This is a genomic window from Gordonia sp. 11cp, assembly GCF_057767225.1.
Genome location: NZ_CM173437.1, coordinates 4,690,863 through 4,714,746, shown reverse-complemented (window position 1 = coordinate 4,714,746; position 23,884 = coordinate 4,690,863). Strand labels below are relative to the sequence as shown.

Here is a 23,884-nt window from a genome sequence, read left to right as displayed (position 1 = left end):
GACAGACCACACCAACCACAACAGACGAGACGCCGCCAACCGAGACCCGGACGGTGGCGTCGGAACACCGGGGCCGATGATGGACTCGGTCAACGCGCAGAACAGGAGCTTCACCTCATGGCAGAACGTGTCGTACTCGCATATTCGGGCGGCCTGGACACCTCGGTCGCGATCAGCTGGATCCAGAAGGAGACCGGCAAGGAGGTCGTCGCCGTGGCGCTCGACCTCGGCCAGGGTGGCGAGGACATGGAGGTCATCCGTCAGCGTGCACTCGACTGCGGCGCGGTCGAGGCCGTCGTGGTCGACGCCCGCGACGAGTTCGCCGACGAGTACTGCCTCGGCGCCATCACCTCGAACGCGCTCTACATGGACCGTTACCCGCTCGTCTCGGCGCTGTCCCGCCCGCTGATCGCCAAGCACCTGGTCACCGCGGCCCGTGATCACGGCGGCACCGTCGTGGCCCACGGATGCACCGGCAAGGGCAATGATCAGGTCCGCTTCGAGGTGGGCTTCGCGACCCTGGCGCCCGATCTGCAGGTCCTCGCGCCGGTCCGCGACTACGCGTGGACCCGCGAGAAGGCCATCGCCTTCGCCGGGGAGAACGACATCCCGATCAACGTGACCAAGAAGTCGCCCTTCTCGATCGACCAGAACGTGTGGGGTCGCGCCGTGGAGACCGGTTTCCTCGAGGACCTGTGGAACGCGCCGACCAAGGATGTCTACGACTACACCGAAGACCCCACGGTCAACTGGAACTCGCCCGACGAGGTCATCATCGGCTTCGACAAGGGCCGCCCGGTCAGCATCGACGGCCGGCCGGTGAGTGTGCTCGAGGCGATCCAGGAACTCAACCGCCGTGCCGGAGCCCAGGGCGTCGGACGCCTCGATGTCGTCGAGGACCGACTGGTGGGCATCAAGAGCCGTGAGGTGTACGAGGCTCCCGGCGCGATGGTCCTCATCCGCGCGCACGAGGAGCTGGAGCACGTCACCGTGGAGCGCGAGCTCGGCCGCTACAAGCGCGGCACCGATCAGAAGTGGGCCGAGCTGGTCTACGACGGTCTGTGGTTCTCGCCGCTGAAGCGGTCGCTGGACGCCTTCGTCGCCTCGACGCAGGAGCACGTCACCGGCGAGATCCGACTGACCCTGCACGGCGGCACGATCGCGGCCACGGGTCGTCGCAGCTCGGAGTCGCTCTACGACTTCAACCTCGCCACCTACGACGAGGGCGATACCTTCGACCAGTCCGCGGCGCGCGGCTTCGTCGAACTGCACGGCCTGTCGTCGAAGATCGCCGCGAAGCGGGACCTGAATCTGTGAGTGCGGGCACCGGCGGCGGTACCGGCCCGGAGACCGGTGGGACGACCAACCAGGGTTCGCTCTGGGGCGGTCGTTTCGCCGGTGGGCCGGCCGAGGCGATGGCCGCGCTGAGCAAGTCGACTCATTTCGATTGGGCCCTGGCCCCTTTCGACATCGAGGCCTCCAAGGCGCATGCCCGGGTGCTGAACAGCGCCGGGTTGCTCACCGATGACGACCTCGTCGGCATGCTCGACGGGCTCGATCGCCTTGCCGCCGATGTCGCCGACGGCAGTTTCGGGCCCGCGGAGTCCGACGAGGACGTCCACGGCGCCCTCGAGCGAGGCCTGATCGAGCGGGTCGGTCCCGAACTCGGCGGCCGGCTGCGGGCGGGGCGGTCCCGCAACGACCAGGTCGCCACCTTGTTCCGGATGTGGCTGCGTGCCGCCATGCGTCGGGTCGCGCTCGGCCTGCTCGATGTCGTCGACGCGCTGACCGCCCAGGCGGCGGCGCATCCCGATGCGATCATGCCGGGCAAGACGCACCTGCAGGCCGCGCAGCCGGTGTTGCTCGGTCACCATCTGCTCGCGCACGCGCAACCCCTGTTGCGCGACATCGACCGGCTCGCCGATGCGGATCGTCGAACCGCGGTGTCGCCGTACGGTTCCGGCGCACTCGCCGGCTCCTCGCTGGGCCTCGACCCGGCGGCGATCGCGGCCGACCTCGGCTTCGACGGGCCTGCCGAGAACTCGATCGACGCCACCTCCGCGCGCGACTTCGCCGCGGAGGCCGCGTTCGTCTTCGCGATGATCGCGGTCGATCTCTCCCGGTTGTCCGAAGAGGTGATCATCTGGAGCACACCGGAATTCGGCTACGTCACGCTGGCCGACGCATGGTCCACCGGCAGCTCGATCATGCCGCAGAAGAAGAACCCGGACGTCGCCGAGCTCATGCGCGGCAAGGCCGGTCGACTCATCGGTGACCTGACCGGACTGCTGGCCACGCTGAAGGCGCAGCCGCTGGCGTACAACCGGGACCTCCAGGAGGACAAGGAACCGGTCTTCGACGCGGTGGCGCAGCTGGAACTGTTGCTGCCGGCGGTGACCGGACTGGTCGCGACACTGGAGTTCCACACCGACCGCATGGCGGAACTCGCCCCCGCGGGCTTCACCCTCGCCACCGACATCGCCGAATGGATGGTCCGAGAGGGCGTGCCGTTCCGCGTGGCCCACGAGGCCGCGGGCGCCTGCGTCCGCGAAGCGGAATCACGCGGTGTCGGCCTGGACGAACTCGACGACGCGACGCTGGCGGGTGTCCATCCGGCGCTGACGCCGGCGGTGCGGGAGGTCCTGACGGTGCGCGGTTCGGTGGAATCGCGCAACGCACACGGCGGTACCGCGCCCGGACAGGTGCGGCGACAGATCGAGGTCGTGACGGCCGCGACCACCGATCTTCGAACACGCTGGACCGCTGGGCCCGGCGGGCGTCGCTGATCCCGCCCGACTGGGTACAGTGACCTGAGTCACCGACTCGTCGGTGAGTCCGGGAACACCGACGACTGGAGGATCGACACGATGGCGGTGTGGGACGGGGGCCCCGATCTCGCGGGGATGGTCGGCAGGGTGCTGGCCACCGCGCAGAACGGTCTGGAGGTGTTGCGCTTCGGCGGGCTGGAGACCGGTACCGAGCCGGCGCCCTTCGCGGTGGTCGAGACGCACAAGATGTTCAAGCTTCGCCGGTACTTCCCGAACGATCCGTCGACCGGCCCGAACATCGTTCTGGTGCCGCCGATGATGGTGTCCGCCAACGTCTATGACGTGACCGAGCACAACGGTGCCGTGTCGATCCTGCACCGCAACGGCATCACGCCGTGGGTCGTCGACTTCGGCTCGCCGGACTCCGAAGAGGGCGGGATGGAGCGCAATCTCGCCGACCACGTGGTCGCCATCAGTCGGGCGATCGACCTGATCGTCGAGGCGACCGGGCGCGACATCCATCTGGCCGGGTACTCCCAGGGCGGGATGTTCGCGTACCAGACCGCGGCGTATCGCAGATCCAAGGGGATCGCGAGCCTGATCACTTTCGGTAGCCCGGTCGACGTGCTCGCCGCACTGCCCCTGGGGCTGCCCGCGGGACTGGTGGCACCGGCCGCCGAATTCCTGGCGGACAAGGCGTTCTCGCGCAATCTCTGGGTGCGGGATTGGATGGCACGCACCGGATTCCAGCTGTTGGACCCGGTGAAGACGGTCCGCAGCCGCATTGATTTCCTGCGTCGCCTGCACGACCGCGAGGCGCTGCTGCCCCGCGAGGACCAGCGCCGGTTCCTCGAAGCCGACGGCTGGGTCGCGTGGTCGGGGCCGGCGATCGCCGAACTGCTGCGGCAGTTCGTCGCGCACAACCGAATGGTGTCCGGGGGCTTCGTGATCAACGGTGATCTGGTCTCTCTCGCCGAGATCACCTGCCCGGTCCTCGCGTTCGTCGGCGACGCCGACGACATCGGGCAGCCCGCGGCGGTGCGGGGCATCGTCCGGGCCGCGCCCGACGCGGAGGTCTACGAATCGACCCTGCCGGTCGGACATTTCGGACTCGTGGTCGGCAGCGCGGCCGGTGAGCACACCTGGCCGACGACCTCGGACTGGGTGAACTGGATCTCCGACAACGGTCCGCGCCCCGAACTCGTCTCCGAGATGTCGCTCGTGGAGCCGGGGCACGGCGGCGGGGTCAGCCTGTCCTCGCGCATCACGCACGGAATGGGCTCGGTGGCCGACGCCGGGACCGCAGCCTCGCGCGAGCTGCTCGGTCTGGCCAACTCCCTGCAACGGACCTCGCGGGCGGTGGCCTCGGAGTCGGTGCGGACCGTGCCCCGGCTGTTCCGACTGGGCCAGATCCAGAGCGGGACGCGCATCTCGCTCTCGAAGCTCATGGCCGAGAACACCAAACGCGGCGGCGACAGCGAGCTGTTCCTGTTCGAGAACCGCGTGCTCACCCACGCACAGGTCAATGCGCGCATCGACAACGTTGTCGCGGGTCTGGTCGACTGCTGCATCCGTCCGGGCCAGCACATCGGCGTCCTGATGGACACCCGGCCCAGCGCGCTGGTCGTGATCGCCGCGTTGTCCCGCCTGGGTGCGGTGGCGGTGCTGCTCGCCGCGGACGCCGACGTCCGCGAGATGATGCGGCTCGCCGACAGTTCGGTGATCGTCACCGATCCCACGAATCTCGACCTCGCGACCGCTGCATCGGATCGGGTTCTGGTGCTCGGCGGTGGAAGTGGCGATTCCCGCGCCATCGAGGGTGCCGATGGGACGTCGATCGTCGACATGGAGCGCATCGACCCCGACGAGGTGGTGATGCCGACCTGGTACCGGCCCGATCCCGGGCTCGCGGGCGATCTCGCATTCATCCTGTTCAGCCGGGCGTACGGCAAACTCGTCCCGTGGCCGGTGACCAACCACCGGTTCGCGATGTCGGCCTTCGGTGCGGCGTCGGCGGCGGCGCTCACCGACCGCGACACCGTGTACTGCCTGCCACCGCTGCACCACGCGTCGGGACTGCTCACCACGCTGGGTGCGACCGTGGTCGGACGGTCGCGGATCGCGCTGTCGAACGGCATCGATCCGGCGAACTTCTCGGTGGAGGTACAGCGCTACGGCATCACGGTCGTGTCGTACACGTGGTCGATGCTCAGCGGCATCGTGCGCGATCCCGATTTCCACATCAACCAGCACAACCCGATCCGGTTGTTCATGGGCTCGGGCATGTCGGCGGGACTGTGGGAGGACGTGTGCTCGAGCTTCCCTCGGGCGCGGATCCTCGAGTTCTTCGCGACCGCCGACGGTTCGGCGATCCTCGCGAACGTGTCCGGGGACAAACTGTCCTCCGTCGGCCGGCCGCTGCCGGAGACCAATCCGGTCGAGGTCGCGGCCTACGACATCGTCGGCGACCGGTTGCTCATCGACGACTCGGGCTTCGTCCGCCGGGCGGAGACGGGGGAGCCGGGTCTGCTCCTGGCCAAGGCGAAGCACAAGTTCGACACCAACGGGACGGTGTTGCGCGACGTCTTCACGACTCGTGACCGGTGGGAGGTCTCGGGACATCTGTTCGTGCGCGACGCCGACGGCGACCTGTACTTCCTCGGTGCGACAGACCGGGTGATCCGGACCGCTGACGGGCCGGTGTTCATCCCCCCGCTCACCCACGCACTGTCGCGGCTCAAGAGTGTCGACCAGGTCGTCGTGTACGGCGTCGGCGAACCCGGACACCAGGTCGTGGTCGCCGCGATGACCCTGCGTCCCGACGCGAAACCGGACTCGCTCACGGTCACGCAGCTGCGGATCGCGCTGGGGGAGTACCGCGCCGACGCCCGGCCGCACCTCATCCACGTCGTCGACGACATCCCGCAGTCGGCCTCCTTCCGTCCGCTGAGCACCGGCCTGGTCGAGGACGGATTGCCGAAACCGGGTGCGCGCGTCTGGTATCGCGACGAGGAGGGGCGTTACCGCAGGTACACCCGCACCGTGGCCGGCAAGCTGGACTGGGCCGGGTCGCCGACGAGCGATGCCCTAGGGTGATCGGGGTGACGACACGCGCTGAGGCCATCGACCCGATCGTGCGCGAACGACTGGCCTGCCCGCAGGACCACGGTCCGCTGATCAATGCCGGCGATGAGCTCTACAACCCGCGGTTGCACGTCGCGTACCGCATCGACTCCGACGGAATCCCGGTGATGCTGATCGACGAGGCGCGCGCGGTCGACGACGCCGAGCACGAACGCATCGTCGCCTCGCAGTAGTCGCCGATCGGGGATCTCTCGTCGGATGACAAGATCGAGGGGTGAGTGCTGACAACGCCGAACCCCCCGAGTCGACTGACGTCCCCGCAACCGTCGACATCCTCGACGAGCTCCGGTGGCGTGGGCTGATCGCTCAGTCCACCGATCTCGGCGCCCTGGGTGATGCGCTGGCGAACGGGCCGGTCACCTTGTACGCGGGGTTCGATCCGACGGCGGCAAGTCTCCACGCCGGTCACCTGGTCCCCCTGCTGACCCTCAAGCGGTTCCAGCTCGCGGGCCATCGGCCGATCGTCCTCGCCGGAGGTGCCACCGGCCTGATCGGTGACCCCCGTGACGTGGGGGAGCGGACCATGAACTCGCCCGACGTCGTCGCCGAGTGGGCCGGACGTATCGATGCCCAGCTCCGACGATTCGTCGACATCGAGGACACGCCCACGGGTGCCGTGGTGGTCAACAACCTGGACTGGACCGGTGAGCTGTCGGCGATCGAGTTCCTGCGCGACCTCGGTAAGCACTTCTCGGTGAACGTGATGCTCGCCCGCGACACGGTCAAGCGACGCCTCGAGGCCGACGGCATGAGCTATGCCGAGTTCAGCTACCTCCTGCTGCAATCGAACGACTTCGTCGAGCTCCACCGCCGGTACGGCTGTGTCCTGCAGATCGGTGGCTCCGACCAGTGGGGGAACATCGTCGGCGGTGTGGACCTGGCCCGACGTCTCGACGGCTCGGCGCTGCACGCCCTGACGGTTCCCCTCGTGACGTCGTCGGACGGGAAGAAGTTCGGCAAATCGACCGGCGGTGGCAGCCTGTGGCTCGACCCCGAGCTGACGAGCCCCTACTCCTGGTACCAGTACTTCGTGAACACCGCCGACGCCGATGTCGTCCGCTACCTGCGGTGGTTCACCTTCCTCGGGCGGGAGGAGATCGACGAACTCGAGCGCGCGACCGTCGAGACCCCGCATCTTCGGTGCGCGCAACGACGACTCGCTGCCGAGATGACGACACTGATCCACGGCAAGGCCAACACGGATGCGGTGGAGCTGGCCAGCCAGGCGCTCTTCGGAAGGGCCGAGCTCGACGAACTCGACGAGGGCACGCTTGCCGCGGCAGTCCGGGAGACCTCGATCGCCGAATACCCCGAGACACGCCCGACCATCATCGAGTTGCTCGTCGACACGAAGCTCTCGGAGAGCAACAAGGCTGCCCGTCGCGCGGTCTCGGAGGGCGGCGCGTACGTGAACAACACCAAGATCACCGACCCGGAGTGGCAGCCGGCGGACGCCGACCTGCTCCACGGACGGTGGTTGGTGGTCCGTCGGGGCAAGAAGAGTTTCGCCGGCGCCAGACTAGGCCGCTGACCAGGCGATTTGACGCGTTGTTCGCGCCTGTGTAACTTAATCGACGCACCGCAGAGAGCAACTCCCCCGGAGCCGCAAGCCCCGGGGAAGCCGAAGTGCCCGAGCCACTCGCTCGGGCCGCCTGTGCGGGGCCACTCCCGAGAACGAGATCGCGAGCGTTCAGCGCGCTCTGGGGAGAGCTCATCGGAGCCGGCTTCATACCGAAGACGTCTGGTGGGTGTGTGTTCTTTGAGAACTCGATAGTGTGTTGGTGGATTGTTTGATGCCATTTATTGTGGCGTCAAATGGTTTACTTAGATGATGTGTCACGCGGCTTCAAGTCGTGTGGCGCTGATGAGTTTATTTTTGATGCCAGTTTTTTTGAGGATTATTTTGGTCAGGTTTTGCTTTCCTGATTTTTGTTGAAACGCTGGCCCTCTTGGGGGGTTGGTTTTGTTTCGCTGTTTTTTCATGGAGAGTTTGATCCTGGCTCAGGACGAACGCTGGCGGCGTGCTTAACACATGCAAGTCGAACGGAAAGGCCCAGCTTGCTGGGTACTCGAGTGGCGAACGGGTGAGTAACACGTGGGTGATCTGCCCTGCACTCTGGGATAAGCCTGGGAAACTGGGTCTAATACCGGATATGACCAACTGTCGCATGGTGGTTGGTGGAAAGCTTTTGCGGTGTGGGATGGGCCCGCGGCCTATCAGCTTGTTGGTGGGGTAATGGCCTACCAAGGCGACGACGGGTAGCCGACCTGAGAGGGTGATCGGCCACACTGGGACTGAGACACGGCCCAGACTCCTACGGGAGGCAGCAGTGGGGAATATTGCACAATGGGCGCAAGCCTGATGCAGCGACGCCGCGTGAGGGATGACGGCCTTCGGGTTGTAAACCTCTTTCACCAGGGACGAAGCGTGAGTGACGGTACCTGGAGAAGAAGCACCGGCCAACTACGTGCCAGCAGCCGCGGTAATACGTAGGGTGCGAGCGTTGTCCGGAATTACTGGGCGTAAAGAGCTCGTAGGCGGTTTGTCGCGTCGTCTGTGAAATTCTGCAACTCAATTGTAGGCGTGCAGGCGATACGGGCAGACTTGAGTACTACAGGGGAGACTGGAATTCCTGGTGTAGCGGTGAAATGCGCAGATATCAGGAGGAACACCGGTGGCGAAGGCGGGTCTCTGGGTAGTAACTGACGCTGAGGAGCGAAAGCGTGGGTAGCGAACAGGATTAGATACCCTGGTAGTCCACGCCGTAAACGGTGGGTACTAGGTGTGGGTTCCTTTTCACGGGATCCGTGCCGTAGCTAACGCATTAAGTACCCCGCCTGGGGAGTACGGCCGCAAGGCTAAAACTCAAAGGAATTGACGGGGGCCCGCACAAGCGGCGGAGCATGTGGATTAATTCGATGCAACGCGAAGAACCTTACCTGGGTTTGACATACACCAGACGCGGCTAGAGATAGTCGTTCCCTTGTGGTTGGTGTACAGGTGGTGCATGGCTGTCGTCAGCTCGTGTCGTGAGATGTTGGGTTAAGTCCCGCAACGAGCGCAACCCTTGTCCTGTATTGCCAGCGGGTTATGCCGGGGACTTGCAGGAGACTGCCGGGGTCAACTCGGAGGAAGGTGGGGATGACGTCAAGTCATCATGCCCCTTATGTCCAGGGCTTCACACATGCTACAATGGCTGGTACAGAGGGCTGCGATACCGTGAGGTGGAGCGAATCCCTTAAAGCCAGTCTCAGTTCGGATTGGGGTCTGCAACTCGACCCCATGAAGTCGGAGTCGCTAGTAATCGCAGATCAGCAACGCTGCGGTGAATACGTTCCCGGGCCTTGTACACACCGCCCGTCACGTCATGAAAGTCGGTAACACCCGAAGCCGGTGGCCTAACCCCTTGTGGGAGGGAGCTGTCGAAGGTGGGATCGGCGATTGGGACGAAGTCGTAACAAGGTAGCCGTACCGGAAGGTGCGGCTGGATCACCTCCTTTCTAAGGAGCACACAACAACACTCATTACGTGGCCGATTGTGTCGCGGTGAGTGTGTGTTCGAGGGTGAAACATCAAACACGCCACGCAACGGTGCCCGCCTTCAATGGGCGGGTGCCAGTGGTGAGCTTGCCGGGTGACCGGTTTGTTGCTACTAACACGCTATCGGGGTTCTGAGAGAACACACGTTTTCTCTGGGCTGATCGTTGAGACGTCGTGCTGAGGCATCCTGTGATGGGGTGTGGAGCGACGGACCGGTGGTCGGTGTGTGTTGTTTGAGAAGTGCATAGTGGATGCGAGCATCTTTATTTCAAACCAACTTTTGTTGGTCTGTGATTTAGCAGAAAATGATTTGTTTGTTGAGGTGATGTCTACATTCGGTCCTCGCGGCGTGACCCTCTTTGTGGGGTTGTGTGGTGGGGGTTGTTTGTAGGTGTTGTTGTAAGTGTGTAAGGGCGTTCGGTGGATGCCTTGGTACCAGGAGCCGATGAAGGACGTGGTAGGCCGCGATAGTCCTCGGGGAGTTGTCAAACGAGCTGTGATCCGAGGGTGTCCGAATGGGGAAACCCAGCACGAGTGATGTCGTGTTACCACCAGCTGAATGTATAGGCTGTGTGGGGGGAACGTGGGGAAGTGAAACATCTCAGTACCCATAGGAAGAGAAAACAATTGTGATTCCGTGAGTAGTGGCGAGCGAAAGCGGATGAGGCTAAACCATGCGCATGTGATACCGGGTAGGGGTTGTGTGTGTGGGGTTGTGGGGTTCGTCTTCTTCCATCTGCCTGTGGAAGCGTGAGTCAGAAAATCGTGTGTTAGGTGAAGTGGCCTGGAATGGTCTGCCGTAGTCGGTGAGAGTCCGGTAGCTGAAAACACATGGTCTTGCGTGACGGTGTCCCCAAGTAGCAGCGGGCTCGTGGAATCTGCTGTGAATCTGCCGGGACCACCCGGTAAGCCTGAATACTTCCTGGTGACCGATAGCGGACTAGTACCGTGAGGGAAAGGTGAAAAGTACCCCGGGAGGGGAGTGAAATAGTACCTGAAACCGGACGCTTACAATCCGTCAAAGCCTGCGCGTAGTTTACTGCGGTGGGTGATGGCGTGCCTTTTGAAGAATGAGCCTGCGAGTTAGTGCTCGGTGGCGAGGTTAACCCGTGTGGGGTAGCCGTAGCGAAAGCGAGTCTGAATAGGGCGTTTGAGTCGCCGGGTCTAGACCCGAAGCGGAGTGATCTACCCATGGCCAGGGTGAAGCGTCGGTAAGACGTCGTGGAGGCCCGAACCCACTTCAGTTGAAAATGGAGGGGATGAGTTGTGGGTAGGGGTGAAAGGCCAATCAAACTCCGTGATAGCTGGTTCTCCCCGAAATGCATTTAGGTGCAGCGTCACATGTTTCTTACTGGAGGTAGAGCTACTGGATGGCCGATGGGCCCCACAGGGTTACTGACGTCAGCCAAACTCCGAATGCCGGTAAGTGAGAGTGTGGCAGTGAGACTGCGGGCGATAAGGTTCGTAGTCGAGAGGGAAACAGCCCAGATCGCCGGCTAAGGCCCCTAAGCGTGTACTAAGTGGAAAAGGATGTGGGGTCGCGAAGACAACCAGGAGGTTGGCTTAGAAGCAGCCACCCTTGAAAGAGTGCGTAATAGCTCACTGGTCAAGTGATCCTGCGCCGACAATGTAGCGGGGCTCAAGTACACCGCCGAAGCCGCGGCACTCACATTTTGCCCGTCGGAGCCTTACGGGGTTCCGGCCAGGTGTGTGGGTGGGTAGGGGAGCGTCCTGCATCCGTGGAAGCTACAGAGTGATCTAGTGGTGGAGGGTGTGGGAGTGAGAATGCAGGCATGAGTAGCGAAAGCAGAGTGAGAAACTCTGCCGCCGAATGACCAAGGGTTCCTGGGCCAGGCTAATCCGCCCAGGGTGAGTCGGGACCTAAGGCGAGGCCGACAGGCGTAGTCGATGGACAACGGGTTGATATTCCCGTACCCGTGTATCCGCGCCCATGCTGAATCAGTTGTACTAACCATCCTGATCCTCACGAGAGTGCCTTCGGGTGCCGAGTTGGGGTGATGCATGGGACCTTGGCTGGTAGTAGGCAAGCGATGGGGTGACGCAGGAAGGTAGTGGGGCCAGTCAGTGGTTGTACTGGTGTAAGCCTGTAGGGCGAGCGATAGGCAAATCCGTCGTTCATGAAGCCTGAGAGGTGATGCGTAGCCGTTGCGGTGAATTCCATGATCCTATGCTGCCGAGAAAAGCCTCTAGTGAGTTGGTACACGGCCCGTACCCCAAACCAACACAGGTGGTCAGGTAGAGAATACTAAGGCGATCGAGAGAACTGTGGTTAAGGAACTCGGCAAAATGCCCCCGTAACTTCGGGAGAAGGGGGACCCATCCTGGTGACGGTATTTACTGCCTGAGCTGGTGTGGGTCGCAGAGACCAGAGAGAAGCGACTGTTTACTAAAAACACAGGTCCGTGCGAAGTCGTAAGACGATGTATACGGACTGACGCCTGCCCGGTGCTGGAAGGTTAAGAGGACCGGTTAGTCACTTTGGTGGCGAAGCTGAGAATTTAAGCCCCAGTAAACGGCGGTGGTAACTATAACCATCCTAAGGTAGCGAAATTCCTTGTCGGGTAAGTTCCGACCTGCACGAATGGCGTAACGACTTCTCTGCTGTCTCAACCACAGACTCGGCGAAATTGCAGTACGAGTAAAGATGCTCGTTACGCGCGGCAGGACGAAAAGACCCCGGGACCTTCACTATAGCTTGGTATTGGTGTTCGGTTCGGTTTGTGTAGGATAGGTGGGAGACTGTGAAGTGGGCACGCCAGTGTTCATGGAGTCGTTGTTGAAATACCACTCTGATCGTATTGGACTTCTAACCTCGGACCCTGATCGGGTTCAGGGACAGTGCCTGGTGGGTAGTTTAACTGGGGCGGTTGCCTCCTAAAAGGTAACGGAGGCGCCCAAAGGTTCCCTCAGCCTGGTTGGCAATCAGGTGTTGAGTGTAAGTGCACAAGGGAGCTTGACTGTGAGACGTACATGTCGAGCAGGGACGAAAGTCGGGACTAGTGATCCGGCACCGGCAAGTGGAAGCGGTGTCGCTCAACGGATAAAAGGTACCCCGGGGATAACAGGCTGATCTTCCCCAAGAGTCCATATCGACGGGATGGTTTGGCACCTCGATGTCGGCTCGTCGCATCCTGGGGCTGGAGTAGGTCCCAAGGGTTGGGCTGTTCGCCCATTAAAGCGGCACGCGAGCTGGGTTTAGAACGTCGTGAGACAGTTCGGTCTCTATCCGCCGCGCGCGTAAGAAACTTGAGGAAACCTGTCCCTAGTACGAGAGGACCGGGACGGACGAACCTCTGGTGTGCCAGTTGTCCCGCCAGGGGCACTGCTGGTTAGCTACGTTCGGAAGGGATAACCGCTGAAAGCATCTAAGCGGGAAGCCTGTTCCAAGATGAGGTTTCTCACCCCCTTTTGCGGGGTTAAGGCCCCCTACAGACCATGGGGTTGATAGGCCAGAACTGTACGCACAGCAATGTGTTCAGGTGACTGGTACTAATCGGCCGAGGACTTACCAACAACACCCACAACATCACCAGATCATTCATTGGTTTCTGGTTGTGTTCGCATCCACTATGTACTTCTGAAACAACACACGAATAAATAAGCAATCGTGTGTGGTTGTTTCACAAAGTTACGGCGGCTATAGCGGAGGGGAAACGCCCGGCCCCATTCCGAACCCGGAAGCTAAGCCCTCCAGCGCCGATGGTACTGCACCTTAATCAGTGTGGGAGAGTAGGACACCGCCGAACACAACTTCAGAAAGGCCCCGTATTCGATGAATTTCTTTCGTCGGATACGGGGCCTTTCTCATGCGTCCGCCCATGCCGGCGTCGTCGCCGAGTGGCATCCAGCAAGGTTCGAGAGCATAGATTGGCAGCTATGAGTGATCGTGATCGTCCGCGCCGCGAGGGCCGCGGACAGCGGGACACGCGTGGACATCGAGACGGTGGCCGAGGCGGCCGTCCTGATCGTCCGGGGCGTGACCGGGCGTCTGACCGTGGCAGCCGTCAGCCCGGGCCGCCGCTACCCGACGACGTGGCAGCCTCGGATCTCGATCCCGAGGTGCGGCGTGACCTGCTGACACTCGACAAGGCCAACGCCGAGATCGTCGCGCGGCATCTCGTGATGGTGTCGCGGATCCTGCTCGAGGATCCCGCCCAGGCGCTGGAGCACGCACGCGCAGCCCGTGCTCGCGCGTCCCGGGTCGGCGTGGTTCGGGAGACCGTCGGCATCGCCGCCTACAACGCCGGCGAATGGCAGGAAGCCGCGACGGAACTCCGGGCCGCCAAACGCATCACCGGCAATTCCGCCCTGCTGCCGCTCATCGCGGACAGCGAACGTGGGCTCGGGCGCCCCGAACGTGCCGTCGAGATCGCCCGAGGTGACGAGGGTCGGTCACTGACGGGTGAGGACGCCACGGAGATGCGGATCGTCGAAGCGGGCGCCCGGATGGACCTCGGCGAGCCGGAGAAGGCCGTCGTCACCCTGCAGGCGGAGAATCTCAAGCCAGGGCAGCTCGGCACGGGTCCGGCTCGCCTCTTCTACGCGTATGCCTCCGCGCTCGAGTCGGCCGGTCGCCGGGACGATGCGATCACCTGGTTCATGAATGCCGCGGCAGCCGACGTCGACGATGTCACCGACGCCGAGGACCGCCTCACCGAACTGGCCAACGACGATCAGCCTGCACAGAGCGTTTCGGTGAACGGAGCGTCAGCGGGTGGCGACGCACAGGCGGCGCCGGCGCCGGTGCCGGGCGTCGAACACGACGTCGAGCAACAACCGCTGTCGGAGTCGCCGGCACCGGTCGAGGACTCGTCCGGCGACGCTGCCGCGAGCGGTTCGTCCGCCGAGCCGGTTGCACCTGCCGTCGAGATCGAGCATGTCGAGACCCAGAACGACGAGGCCGAGAACATCGAGACCGTTCCGGGTACCGCAGACCTGTCGCAGACCTCGACTCCGGTCGACACAGCCGTGCACGCGGACGAAGCCGGCCCCGCCGTCGAACCGGAAGTGGACCGCGAGACCACCGACGTGGTCGTCTCCGAGTCGACGATCGTCGAAGGCGTGCCGAACCCTCTGACTGCTTTGGAGGACTCGTCGGAGTCGCGGGCTCCGGCCGCGCCCACCGCCGACGGTCCGGCCGATTCCGTTCCCCTCGTCGATCGTCACGACGCACTTCTCCTCGATCTGGACGGCACCGTGTTCGCCGGGCACCACGCGCTGCCCAATGCTCTCGACGCGCTGGCTCGGCTGGCCATACCGCGGTTCTTCGTGACCAACAACGCGAGTCGTCGTCCGTCCGAGGTGGCCGCCCATCTCCGCGAACTCGGATTCGAGGCGACCGACGACCTCGTCGTGACGAGTGCGCAGTCGGGTGCCCGGCTGCTGTCCGAGCATCTGGAGCCGGGTTCGCGTGCCCTGGTGATCGGTACCGACGGGCTCGCGCAAGAGGTGCGCGAGGTCGGCGTCGGGGTGACACGAAGTGCCGATGACCGGCCCGCCGCGGTGATCCAGGGGCACTCACCGGACACCGGGTGGGCGCAGCTGTCCGAGGCCGCGCTCGCGATCCGGGCCGGTGCGCTGTGGATCGCGACGAACGTCGACGCCACCCTGCCCTCCGAGCGGGGACTGCTGGTGGGGAACGGCTCCATGGTCGCCGCGCTGCGTAACGCGACGGGTAAAGAGCCCCTGGTGGCGGGCAAGCCGGCCGCGCCGTTGATGGCCGACGCGATCGCGCGCGCACGTGCGAGTGCACCGCTCGTCGTCGGGGATCGGCTCGACACCGACATCGAGGGCGGACACGCCGTCGGTATCGAGAGTGCTCTGGTGCTGACCGGCGTGAGCACCGTCGACGATCTGCTGGCGGCTCCGCCGGAGCAGCGGCCCACCTACGTTCTGGACGATCTCGCGGGCCTGTTCGTCGACATCGATGCCGTGCGCGTGTCCGACCAACCCGGGTGGGACGTCGAGGTGGACGGTTCGACGGTGCGGGTCGCCGGTTCGGGCGCGGAGGCGGGTCTGGTGCCCGCGCTCGCGGCGGCCGTCTGGGAAGCGGTCGATGCCGGGTCGGCGGATCCGGACGAGTTGCGGGTTGTCGCGGAGGGAACCGCACGGGCCAAGCTCGAATCCCTCGGTGTCACACTCGTCGGCTAGCGTGGTGCACGATGAATCACCCGACCGCCTCCCCGGCTGACCCAGGACCGTCCCGGCCCACGCCGGGTGCGATGCCGCGTCGGCAGTTCGATCCGGTAACCGACGGGTTCGGGGCGGCTGGTGGCGTGGGCGAGCTGCCCGACGTGGAGGCCGAGGTCACCGGGATACTCGCGCAGGTCGACGAGGTTCGAGAATCGGTGGGCGACACGTTCTCCCTTGCGGCACTCGAACGTCAGGCCGGGCTCCTCGAGCAGGCCCACGACTCGCTCACCGCGGCCCTCGACGCCGTCGACCGACGATGACCCCGAGCGGGGCGCAGTCGTCGGTGGAAGAACGGTCCTGAGCATGGCGACCAGAGCACGGCTCGATGCCGAACTCGTCCGTCGCGGTCTCGCGCGCTCACGCGAGCAGGCGCGTGAACTCGTCGATGCCGGTTCGGTCCGGGTGAACGGGACCGTCGCGTCGAAGGCGGCCACCGGCGTCACCCGCGACACTCCGATCGTCGTCGACGAGGGTCCACGAGACGACTGGGCGTCACGGGGTGCGCACAAACTGCTCGGTGCACTCGACGCCTTCGAGCCGCAGGGACTCGTGGTCGAGGGACGTCGATGCCTCGACGCCGGCGCGTCCACCGGGGGATTCACAGATGTACTGCTCCGGCGCGGCGCCCGTGAGGTGGTCGCCGCGGATGTCGGTTACGGACAGCTCATCTGGCGGTTGCAGAACGACGATCGCGTCGTGGTCCACGACCGGACCAACGTCCGACATCTCGAGCCCGAGTCCATCGGAGGTCCGGTCGACGTCGTGGTCGCCGACCTGTCGTTCATCTCGCTCGGGCTGGTGCTCCCTGCGCTGGCCCGGTGTTGCGCGCCGGACGCCGACCTGCTGCCGATGGTCAAACCGCAGTTCGAGGTCGGCAAGGACCGGGTCGGTTCGGGCGGCGTGGTCCGCGACCCGGCGCTGCGCGCCGAAGCGGTACTGGCGGTCGCGACCGAAGCCGCCGCACACGGTCTCCGCACCCGGGGTGTGGTCGCGAGCCCGCTGCCCGGGCCGTCGGGCAACGTCGAGTTCTTCCTCTGGCTGCACAACGAGCACCACCGGACAGGCGGGGAGTCGGGACAGAGCGATAGGGTCGACCGGTCGGACTCGGCCGACGCGGATCGCCTCACCGGATCCCCGGACGAACTCCGAGCCATGATCGAACAAGCGGTCGCCGCGGGTCCGCGCTGATCGCTCGGTTCGGTGACGTGGCCGAACTCCGACACCGCACTTTTCCCAGACCGCACTTCGATGGAGGGAATCACCAGTGACCGACGATTCGGCGCCGGACCACACCGGTGCCCGCGAGTTCTTGGTGGTCGCCCACACCGGACGCGAGAACGTTCTCGACACCATCGAAGCGATCGCGCGACGCTGTGCGGCCGCCGGTGTCGCACTCCGCGTCGTCGACCATGACACTCTCGACCGCGACGCCCCCGATCACGACGTGCTGTATCGCAACAACGAGGGCGGGTCGCCGCGTCCCCCGAACGTCCCCGTCGATCCCGAATACCTGCGGTCCCTCGGAGCTGTCGTCGAGGTGACAACCGCCGAGTCCGCCTCGGCCGAGGGCTGTGAGCTGGTCATCGTGCTGGGCGGCGACGGCACCTTCCTGCGGGCGGCGGAGCTGGCCTACCCCGCGGAGGTCCCCGTCCTCGGTATCAACCTCGGGCACATCGGCTTCCTGGCGGAGGCGGAGGCGCATCGGGTCGACGAGGTCATGAACCAGCTGATCGCCCGGGACTACCGCATCGAACCGCGGATGACCCTCGACATCGCCATCGTCGATCCGGCCGACCCGGATCCGCCGACCGCCTGCAGCTGGGCCCTCAACGAGGTCGCGGTCCTGAACACGAGCAACAACGGTGTGCTCGAACTCGTGACCGAGGTCGACGGCCGGCCGGTCTCGGCCTTCGGCGCCGACGGCGTGCTGGTGTCGACACCGACCGGGTCGACGGCCTATGCCTTCTCGGCGGGTGGCCCGGTGATGTGGCCCGATCTGGAGGCCATCCTGGTGGTCCCCAACAACGCACACGCGCTGTTCGCACGGCCGATGGTCACGAGTCCACGATCGCGGATAGCGGTGGAGGTCGACAAGAACGGACGGTCGGCGGTGGCGCTGTGTGACGGCCGGCGCGCGCTCGACGTCCCCGCCGGTGCGCGGGTCGAGGTCGTGCGCAGTGAGCGGTCGGTGCGATGGATCCGGATCGACTCCGATCCCTTCGCGGACCGACTGGTCACCAAGTTCGCCCTCCCGGTCACGGGTTGGCGGGGGAGGCAGGCGTAGGCGTGCTCGAAGAGATCTCGATCACCGGACTCGGCGTCATCGAGGAGGCGCAGGCGCGCTTCCATCCCGGCTTCACGGTGCTCACCGGCGAGACCGGAGCGGGTAAGACGATGATCGTCACCAGCCTGCACCTGCTGTCGGGCGCACGCGCCGACGCGTCCCGCGTCCGGACCGGTAGTGCCAAGGCGATCGTCGAGGGCCGATTCCGTCTCGCGAACAACGGTGGCGCGCAGCGAGACCCGGTCGTCGCCGAGATCTTGGACTCCACCGGGGCCGAGCTCGACGACGACGACACCGTCATCGCGGTCCGGTCGGTCAGCGCCGACGGGCGGTCCCGTGCCCATCTGGGCGGGCGATCGGTGCCGGTGGGCGTGATGGGTCAACTCACCACCGCGGTCCTGGCCATCCACGGCCAGAACGATCAGTTGCGCCTCCTGCGACCTGAGCACCAGCGTGCCGCGCTCGACACCTTCGCCGGACCGAAGGCCGCCTCGGCACTGGAGTCGTACCGGAAGGCGCGGTCGGCCTGGGTGGAGTTGCTCGACGAGCTCGACACCCGGCGCGCCAACCAGCGGGAGCTCGCGCAGGAGGCCGACCGGCTGCGGTTCGGCATCGACGAGATCGCCGCCGTCGACCCGGCGCCCGGGGAGGACGAGGAGCTGACCGCGACGATCCGTCGGCTCTCCGACCTGGAGTCCATCCGGGGTGCCGCAGATCAGGCCCACCACCTCGTCGCGGGCGAATCGGGGTCGTCGGTCATCGAGGGCCTCGGAACGGTCCGGACGCTCCTCGAGACCGCGGCGGACGACACCTTGCGCGACCTGGTGCCGCGCGTCGCCGAGGCGCTCACCGTCATCACCGACGTCGGTGCCGAACTGACCGCCTTCACGTCGAGCCTGCCCGCCGACGCCGAGGAACTCGACAAACTGCTCGCCCGTCAGGCCGAGCTGAAGACGCTGGTCCGTAAGTACGCACCCGACGTCGACGGCGTGATCGACTGGCGCCGAACCGCAGAGGCCAGACTGGCCGAACTCGAGGACCCGCGTGCCTCGGTCGAGGAGCTCGAGGTCGCCGCGATGTCCGCGCGGGATGCCGTGCAGACCGCGGCGGAGAAGTTGCACACGCTGCGCGCGAAAGCCGCCAAGTCGATGGCGGACAAGGTGTCCCGTGAGCTCAAGGGGCTGGCGATGGGGGACTCGGCGCTGGCCGTCGCGGTCAACCCGGACCCGGCGTCGCCCGACGACCGGCTGGCGGTCACCGTCGCGGGCACCGCTGTGCACGCCGGCGCCGATGGCACCGACAAGGTCGAGTTCGCGCTCGTCGCCCATCCCGGCGCCACCCCGTTGCCCATCGCGAAGTCGGCATCGGGTGGCGAGCTCTCGCGGGTGATGCTCGCGCTCGAAGTCGTCCTCGCCGCACCCACGTCGGGGTCGGTCATGGTCTTCGACGAGGTCGATGCCGGCGTCGGTGGCCGCGCGGCCGTCGAGATCGGGAAGCGCCTGTCGAGGCTCGCCCGGGCGCACCAGGTCATCGTGGTGACCCACCTCCCGCAGGTGGCGGCGTTCGCCGACAATCACCTCGTCATCGGCAAGAGCAAGAAGGGTGCGCTGGTCACCAGCAGCGTGCGCACGCTCGATCGGGACGAGCGTGTTGCCGAGCTGGCCCGCATGCTCGCGGGCCTGGGGGAGTCCGACACCGGACGCGCCCACGCCGAAGAACTGCTGGCGATCGCGGAGACGGAGCGCGCTGCCAACTGACCGGTCACGAACGGTGAAACACATGGTGCGTGTGTGACAAAAGTTGCTCCTGTTACGGCGCGCCTCCACGGCTGAGACCTGCCTTCGGCCGATCATGGCCGTCATGAAGATGCCTGCACTGCTCGCGCGTACCACCGAAGAACTGCCTGGCGTGACCGGTATCGCCAGAATCGACAAGAACACGAAACGGCTGCTCAACCGCGTCGGGCCGGGCGACATCGCCATCCTCGACGAGGTCGACCTCGACCGGGTGACCGCCGATGCCCTCGTCGAGGCCAACGTCGTGGCCGTGGTCAACGCCTCGCGGTCGATCACCGGCCGCTATCCCAACCTCGGGCCCGAGGTCCTGGTGGCATCCGGCATCGTGCTGCTCGACGACGTGGGACCGGACATCTTCAAGCGGGTCAAGGACGGCGCCAAGGTGCGGGTCCACAACGACCGGCTGTTCGTCGGGGAACGACGACTGGCTCTCGGCACCGAACTCGACGAGCGTGAGATCGCCGACATCATGATCGGCGCCAAAGCCGGTCTCGTCGACCATCTCGAGGCGTTCTCGGGCAACACCATCGAGTTCATCCGCAGCGAATCCCCGTTGCTCATCGACGGCGTCGGTGTCCCCGAGATCGACGTCGACGTCGCGGGCCGCCATGTCGTCATCGTCGGAGAAGGCGCCGACCGCGCCGCCGACCTGCGCTCCCTGAAGCCGTTCATCAAGGAGTATCAGCCCGTCATGGTGGGAGTCGGGGCCGGTGCGGACACCCTGATGAAGGCCGGGTACAAGCCCGCGATCGTCGTCGGCGACCCCGACACCATGAAGACTGCGACGCTGAAATCCGGTGCACAGCTGGTGCTTCCGGCTGACACCGACGGCCATGCGACCGGGCTCGAACGCATCCAGGACCTGGGCATCGGTGCCACCACGTTCCCGGCCGCCGGTTCGGCCGGCGACCTGGCGCTGCTGCTCACCGACTACCACGGCGCCGATCTGATCGTCACCGTCGGCTATCCCGGGTCACTCGACGACTTCTTCGACCGCTCGCGCCGGGAGAGCAATCCCTCGATGTTCCTGACGCGGCTGAAGGTCGGTCAGAAGCTGGTCGACGCCAAGGCGGTCGCCACGCTGTACCGCAGCCGGGTGTCGGGAGCGGCCATCGCGTGTGTCGTCCTCGCGGCCCTGGTGGCCGTGATCGCGGCCGTGATGTTGTCGAATGCGGGCACCGACATCACCGACTGGATCGTCCTGCAGTGGAACGCGCTGCTGGACTGGGCACGAGAGGTCTGGAACAGGTAGCCGATGATCTCGCTACGACAGCACGCGATCTCACTGGTCGCGGTCTTTCTCGCGCTCGCCCTGGGACTGTTCCTGGGATCGGGTTTCGTCGGCGACCGTGTCAACTCGATGACCGGCACGAGCCGCGACCGCATCGGCGACCTGGAGAACGAGCGCGACGATCTCAACGCAAAGCTCAATGCCTCCAACAGCTTCGACCTCGCCATCGCGCCGCGGCTGATCGCCGACAAGTTGAAGGGGCAGTCCGTTCTGGTGGTGACCGCACCAAACGCGGCGGAAGCCGACGTCGACGCGGTCAAGGAGTCGATCTCGGGTGCCGGGGCACGCTTCGGCGGACAGCTGGCCCTGACCGACGCACTGCTCACCGACGGCAAGTCCGAGGAGCTGCGGACGATCGTCGACCAGACGATCCCGCCGGGCACGATGCTCCGCGCCGAACTGACCGACTCCGGCGGGCGGGTCGGTGACCTCCTGGGGGCCCTCGTGCTGTCGAACGAGACGGCACGTCCGGCGTCGTCCGGTGATCGTCGGACCGGTCTCGGCACGCTGCGCGACGGTGGATTCATCGACTACGCCGACAACGCCATCACCCCGACCGATCTGGTCGTCGTGGTCACCGGCGACGAGTTCGGACCGGACTCGGGCGCGCAGGGCGCGCTCGTCGGCCGCTTCGCTGCCGCGATGTCGGCACGCGGGGTCGGCGGTGTACTCGTCGGGCGTACCGGGTCGGCCTCGGGTGGGTCGCCGATCGCCATCGTCCGCTCGGATCCGTCGCTGGCCAACGCGGTCTCGACGGTCGACAACATCGATCAGCCGACCGGCCTCATCACGACGATCCTCGCCCTGGCCGCCGAGGTCGACGGTACGACCGGCTCCTACGGCACCGGAGCGGGGGCGACCGCGATCACGGTCGGCGTCGACGGCCGGCCGGCCGCGTGAGAACGGGTTCGCTGCGCTCGCGGACGTGCCGCCACGCCCGCCTGCGGTGTGGCGGTGCGGCGTCGGGCGCCGGTGGTGTTACCCTGGAGTCCCGTAGGTAATCAGGGCATCGGCCCCGATTCGGCCGACGGGAGACACTTCTTTTGCGACCACTTCGCCATGTTCATGACACCAAGCACATCTTTGTGACCGGTGGTGTCGCCTCTTCGCTGGGCAAGGGCCTGACGGCCTCCAGCCTGGGGCAGCTTCTCACCTCGCGGGGCCTCCGGGTCACGATGCAGAAGCTCGACCCCTATCTGAATGTCGATCCCGGCACGATGAACCCCTTCCAGCACGGAGAGGTGTTCGTCACCGAGGACGGCGCCGAGACCGACCTCGACGTCGGGCACTACGAACGCTTCCTGGACCGCAATCTCTCGCAGTCGGCGAATGTGACCACCGGACAGGTCTATTCGACGGTCATCGCCAAGGAACGCCGCGGCGAGTACCTCGGCGAGACCGTTCAGGTCATCCCGCACATCACCGACGAACTCAAGTCGCGGGTGCTGGCGATGGGCGAGCCGGACGCCGACGGCGAGGTGCCCGACGTGGTGATCACCGAGATCGGCGGCACCGTGGGTGACATCGAGTCGCTGCCGTTCATCGAGGCCGCGCGTCAGGTGCGCCACGACGTGGGCCGCGACAACGTCTTCTTCCTGCACGTCTCGCTGGTGCCGTACCTGGCTCCGTCGGGTGAGCTGAAGACCAAACCGACCCAGCACTCGGTCGCCGCGCTGCGCAACGTCGGCATCCAGCCCGATGCGCTCATCCTGCGCTGCGACCGGGACGTGCCCGAGGGGCTCAAGAAGAAGATCGCGCTCATGTGCGACGTCGAACTCGACGGCGTGATCTCCACTCCCGACGCCCCGTCGATCTACGACATCCCGAAGGTGTTGCACAGCGAGCACCTCGACGCCTACGTGGTCCGCAAGCTCGGTCTGCCGTTCCGCGACGTCGACTGGACGGTGTGGGGCGAACTGTTGCGCCGCGTGCACGAGCCGCGGGAGACCGTCCGCGTCGCGCTGGTCGGCAAGTACGTCGACCTGCCCGACGCTTACCTGTCGGTGACCGAGGCCATTCGTGCGGGCGGCTTCGCCTGGAAGGCGCGCACCGAGATCAAGTGGGTGCCCTCGGACGAATGCGCCACCCCGGCAGGTGCGCAGGCCGCGCTCGGCGACGTCGACGCGATCCTGATCCCCGGCGGCTTCGGCATCCGCGGCATCGAGGGCAAGGTCGGTGCCATCTCGTATGCGCGCCGCCGCGGGATCCCGCTGCTGGGTCTGTGTCTCGGCCTGCAGTGTGTCGTCATCGAGGCAGCCCGGTCGGTCGGGCTCGACGAGGCGAGCTCGACCGAGTTCGATCCGGAGACGCCGCACCCGGTGATCTCGACGATGGCCGATCAGGCCGACGCCGTGGCCGGCGATGCCGACCTCGGTGGCACCATGCGGCTCGGCGCCTACGACGCCGTGCTGAAGGCCGGGTCCGTCGTCGCCGAGGCGTACGGGACGCGTGAGGTGTCCGAGCGTCACCGCCACCGCTTCGAGGTCAACAACGCCTACCGCGACAAGATCGCCGACTCCGGACTCGTCTTCTCGGGCACCTCGCCCGACGGGCATCTCGTCGAATTCGTCGAGTACCCCAAGTCCGTTCATCCGTATCTCGTTGCCACCCAGGCGCATCCGGAGCTCAAGAGTCGGCCGACCCGTCCGCATCCGCTGTTCCGGTCGTTCATCGAGGCCGCGTTGAAGTACAAGGCCGCCGAGCGCCTCCCGGTCGACCTCGGTGACGACTACGAGTCGAACGACGCTCCCGCGGACGCGGTCGCCGCGGTCAACGCGGTCACGGTCGAACCGGTGGCCGGGCTCGGCGAGGCAGCGCTCGACGACTCCGTCGGCAGGGGCTGACCCG

General features: G+C 65.6%; 13 protein-coding genes and 3 rRNA genes. All 16 read left to right on the top strand.

The genetic code is table 11. From position 1 onward, the window contains the following. The first annotated feature begins 117 nt into the window (after positions 1 to 117). The 16 genes from AC3B6C_RS21190 (at position 118) to pyrG (ending at position 23,880) form a co-directional block, all read left to right on the top strand. Positions 118 to 1,317, top strand: a complete 1,200-nt coding sequence (locus AC3B6C_RS21190) for an argininosuccinate synthase (protein ID WP_010844369.1) — start codon at positions 118 to 120, stop codon at positions 1,315 to 1,317. Beyond that, positions 1,314 to 2,786 carry an argininosuccinate lyase gene (gene argH, locus AC3B6C_RS21185; protein WP_014927038.1) on the top strand — a complete coding sequence of 491 codons (1,473 nt, stop codon included), beginning with the start codon at positions 1,314 to 1,316 and terminating at the stop codon, positions 2,784 to 2,786. The genes AC3B6C_RS21190 and argH overlap by 4 nt, the downstream gene beginning before the upstream one ends. An 81-nt stretch (positions 2,787 to 2,867) precedes the next feature. Further along, entirely contained in the window at positions 2,868 to 5,864 is a 2,997-nt protein-coding gene (locus AC3B6C_RS21180; RefSeq protein WP_488374024.1) for an AMP-binding protein, read from the top strand. Between the two features lie 5 nt (positions 5,865 to 5,869). Next, complete coding sequence (locus AC3B6C_RS21175) at positions 5,870 to 6,085, top strand: Trm112 family protein (protein ID WP_035718125.1); 216 nt, start codon at positions 5,870 to 5,872, stop codon at positions 6,083 to 6,085. Positions 6,086 to 6,126: 41 nt separating this feature from the next. Further along, positions 6,127 to 7,443 carry a tyrosine--tRNA ligase gene (tyrS, locus tag AC3B6C_RS21170; protein ID WP_488374023.1) on the top strand — a complete coding sequence of 439 codons (1,317 nt, stop codon included), beginning with the start codon at positions 6,127 to 6,129 and terminating at the stop codon, positions 7,441 to 7,443. A 447-nt stretch (positions 7,444 to 7,890) separates the two neighbouring features. Then, positions 7,891 to 9,413 (top strand): 16S ribosomal RNA (locus tag AC3B6C_RS21165). A gap of 437 nt (positions 9,414 to 9,850) precedes the next feature. Beyond that, a 23S ribosomal RNA gene (locus AC3B6C_RS21160) occupies positions 9,851 to 12,987 on the top strand. 116 nt (positions 12,988 to 13,103) lie between these two features. Then, positions 13,104 to 13,220, top strand: a 5S ribosomal RNA gene (gene rrf, locus AC3B6C_RS21155). The 16S, 23S and 5S rRNA genes sit together here, the layout of an rRNA operon. A 130-nt stretch (positions 13,221 to 13,350) precedes the next feature. Beyond that, complete coding sequence (locus tag AC3B6C_RS21150; RefSeq protein WP_488374022.1) at positions 13,351 to 15,624, top strand: HAD-IIA family hydrolase; 2,274 nt, start codon at positions 13,351 to 13,353, stop codon at positions 15,622 to 15,624. 11 nt (positions 15,625 to 15,635) lie between these two features. Then, complete coding sequence (locus AC3B6C_RS21145; protein ID WP_488374021.1) at positions 15,636 to 15,926, top strand: hypothetical protein; 291 nt, start codon at positions 15,636 to 15,638, stop codon at positions 15,924 to 15,926. Between the two features lie 43 nt (positions 15,927 to 15,969). Then, positions 15,970 to 16,854, top strand: a complete 885-nt coding sequence (locus tag AC3B6C_RS21140; RefSeq protein WP_010844798.1) for a TlyA family RNA methyltransferase — start codon at positions 15,970 to 15,972, stop codon at positions 16,852 to 16,854. Positions 16,855 to 16,930: 76 nt separating this feature from the next. Beyond that, positions 16,931 to 17,950 (top strand): NAD kinase, encoded by a 1,020-nt coding sequence (locus AC3B6C_RS21135; protein ID WP_010844799.1) that lies wholly within the window; start codon positions 16,931 to 16,933, stop codon positions 17,948 to 17,950. Positions 17,951 to 17,952: 2 nt separating this feature from the next. Further along, on the top strand, positions 17,953 to 19,707 hold the full coding sequence (gene recN, locus AC3B6C_RS21130) for a DNA repair protein RecN (RefSeq protein ID WP_488374020.1): 1,755 nt from the start codon (positions 17,953 to 17,955) through the stop codon (positions 19,705 to 19,707). A 103-nt stretch (positions 19,708 to 19,810) separates the two neighbouring features. After that, positions 19,811 to 20,998, top strand: a complete 1,188-nt coding sequence (steA, locus tag AC3B6C_RS21125) for a putative cytokinetic ring protein SteA (RefSeq protein WP_044507963.1) — start codon at positions 19,811 to 19,813, stop codon at positions 20,996 to 20,998. Between the two features lie 3 nt (positions 20,999 to 21,001). Continuing rightward, positions 21,002 to 21,937, top strand: a complete 936-nt coding sequence (locus AC3B6C_RS21120) for a copper transporter (protein ID WP_014927031.1) — start codon at positions 21,002 to 21,004, stop codon at positions 21,935 to 21,937. Between the two features lie 143 nt (positions 21,938 to 22,080). Then, positions 22,081 to 23,880 (top strand): CTP synthase, encoded by a 1,800-nt coding sequence (gene pyrG, locus AC3B6C_RS21115; protein ID WP_081637253.1) that lies wholly within the window; start codon positions 22,081 to 22,083, stop codon positions 23,878 to 23,880. Positions 23,881 to 23,884 lie beyond the last annotated feature (4 nt).

Excerpts from the sequence above, each read along its gene's own strand:
- AC3B6C_RS21190 (WP_010844369.1), top strand. The coding sequence starts at position 118 with ATGGCAGAACGTGTCGTACTCGCATATTCGGGCGGCCTGGACACCTCG.
- AC3B6C_RS21180 (WP_488374024.1), top strand. The coding sequence starts at position 2,868 with ATGGCGGTGTGGGACGGGGGCCCCGATCTCGCGGGGATGGTCGGCAGG.
- AC3B6C_RS21150 (WP_488374022.1), top strand. The coding sequence starts at position 13,351 with ATGAGTGATCGTGATCGTCCGCGCCGCGAGGGCCGCGGACAGCGGGAC.
- AC3B6C_RS21145 (WP_488374021.1), top strand. The coding sequence starts at position 15,636 with ATGAATCACCCGACCGCCTCCCCGGCTGACCCAGGACCGTCCCGGCCC.
- AC3B6C_RS21140 (WP_010844798.1), top strand. The coding sequence starts at position 15,970 with ATGGCGACCAGAGCACGGCTCGATGCCGAACTCGTCCGTCGCGGTCTC.
- steA (WP_044507963.1), top strand. The coding sequence starts at position 19,811 with ATGAAGATGCCTGCACTGCTCGCGCGTACCACCGAAGAACTGCCTGGC.
- AC3B6C_RS21120 (WP_014927031.1), top strand. The coding sequence starts at position 21,002 with ATGATCTCGCTACGACAGCACGCGATCTCACTGGTCGCGGTCTTTCTC.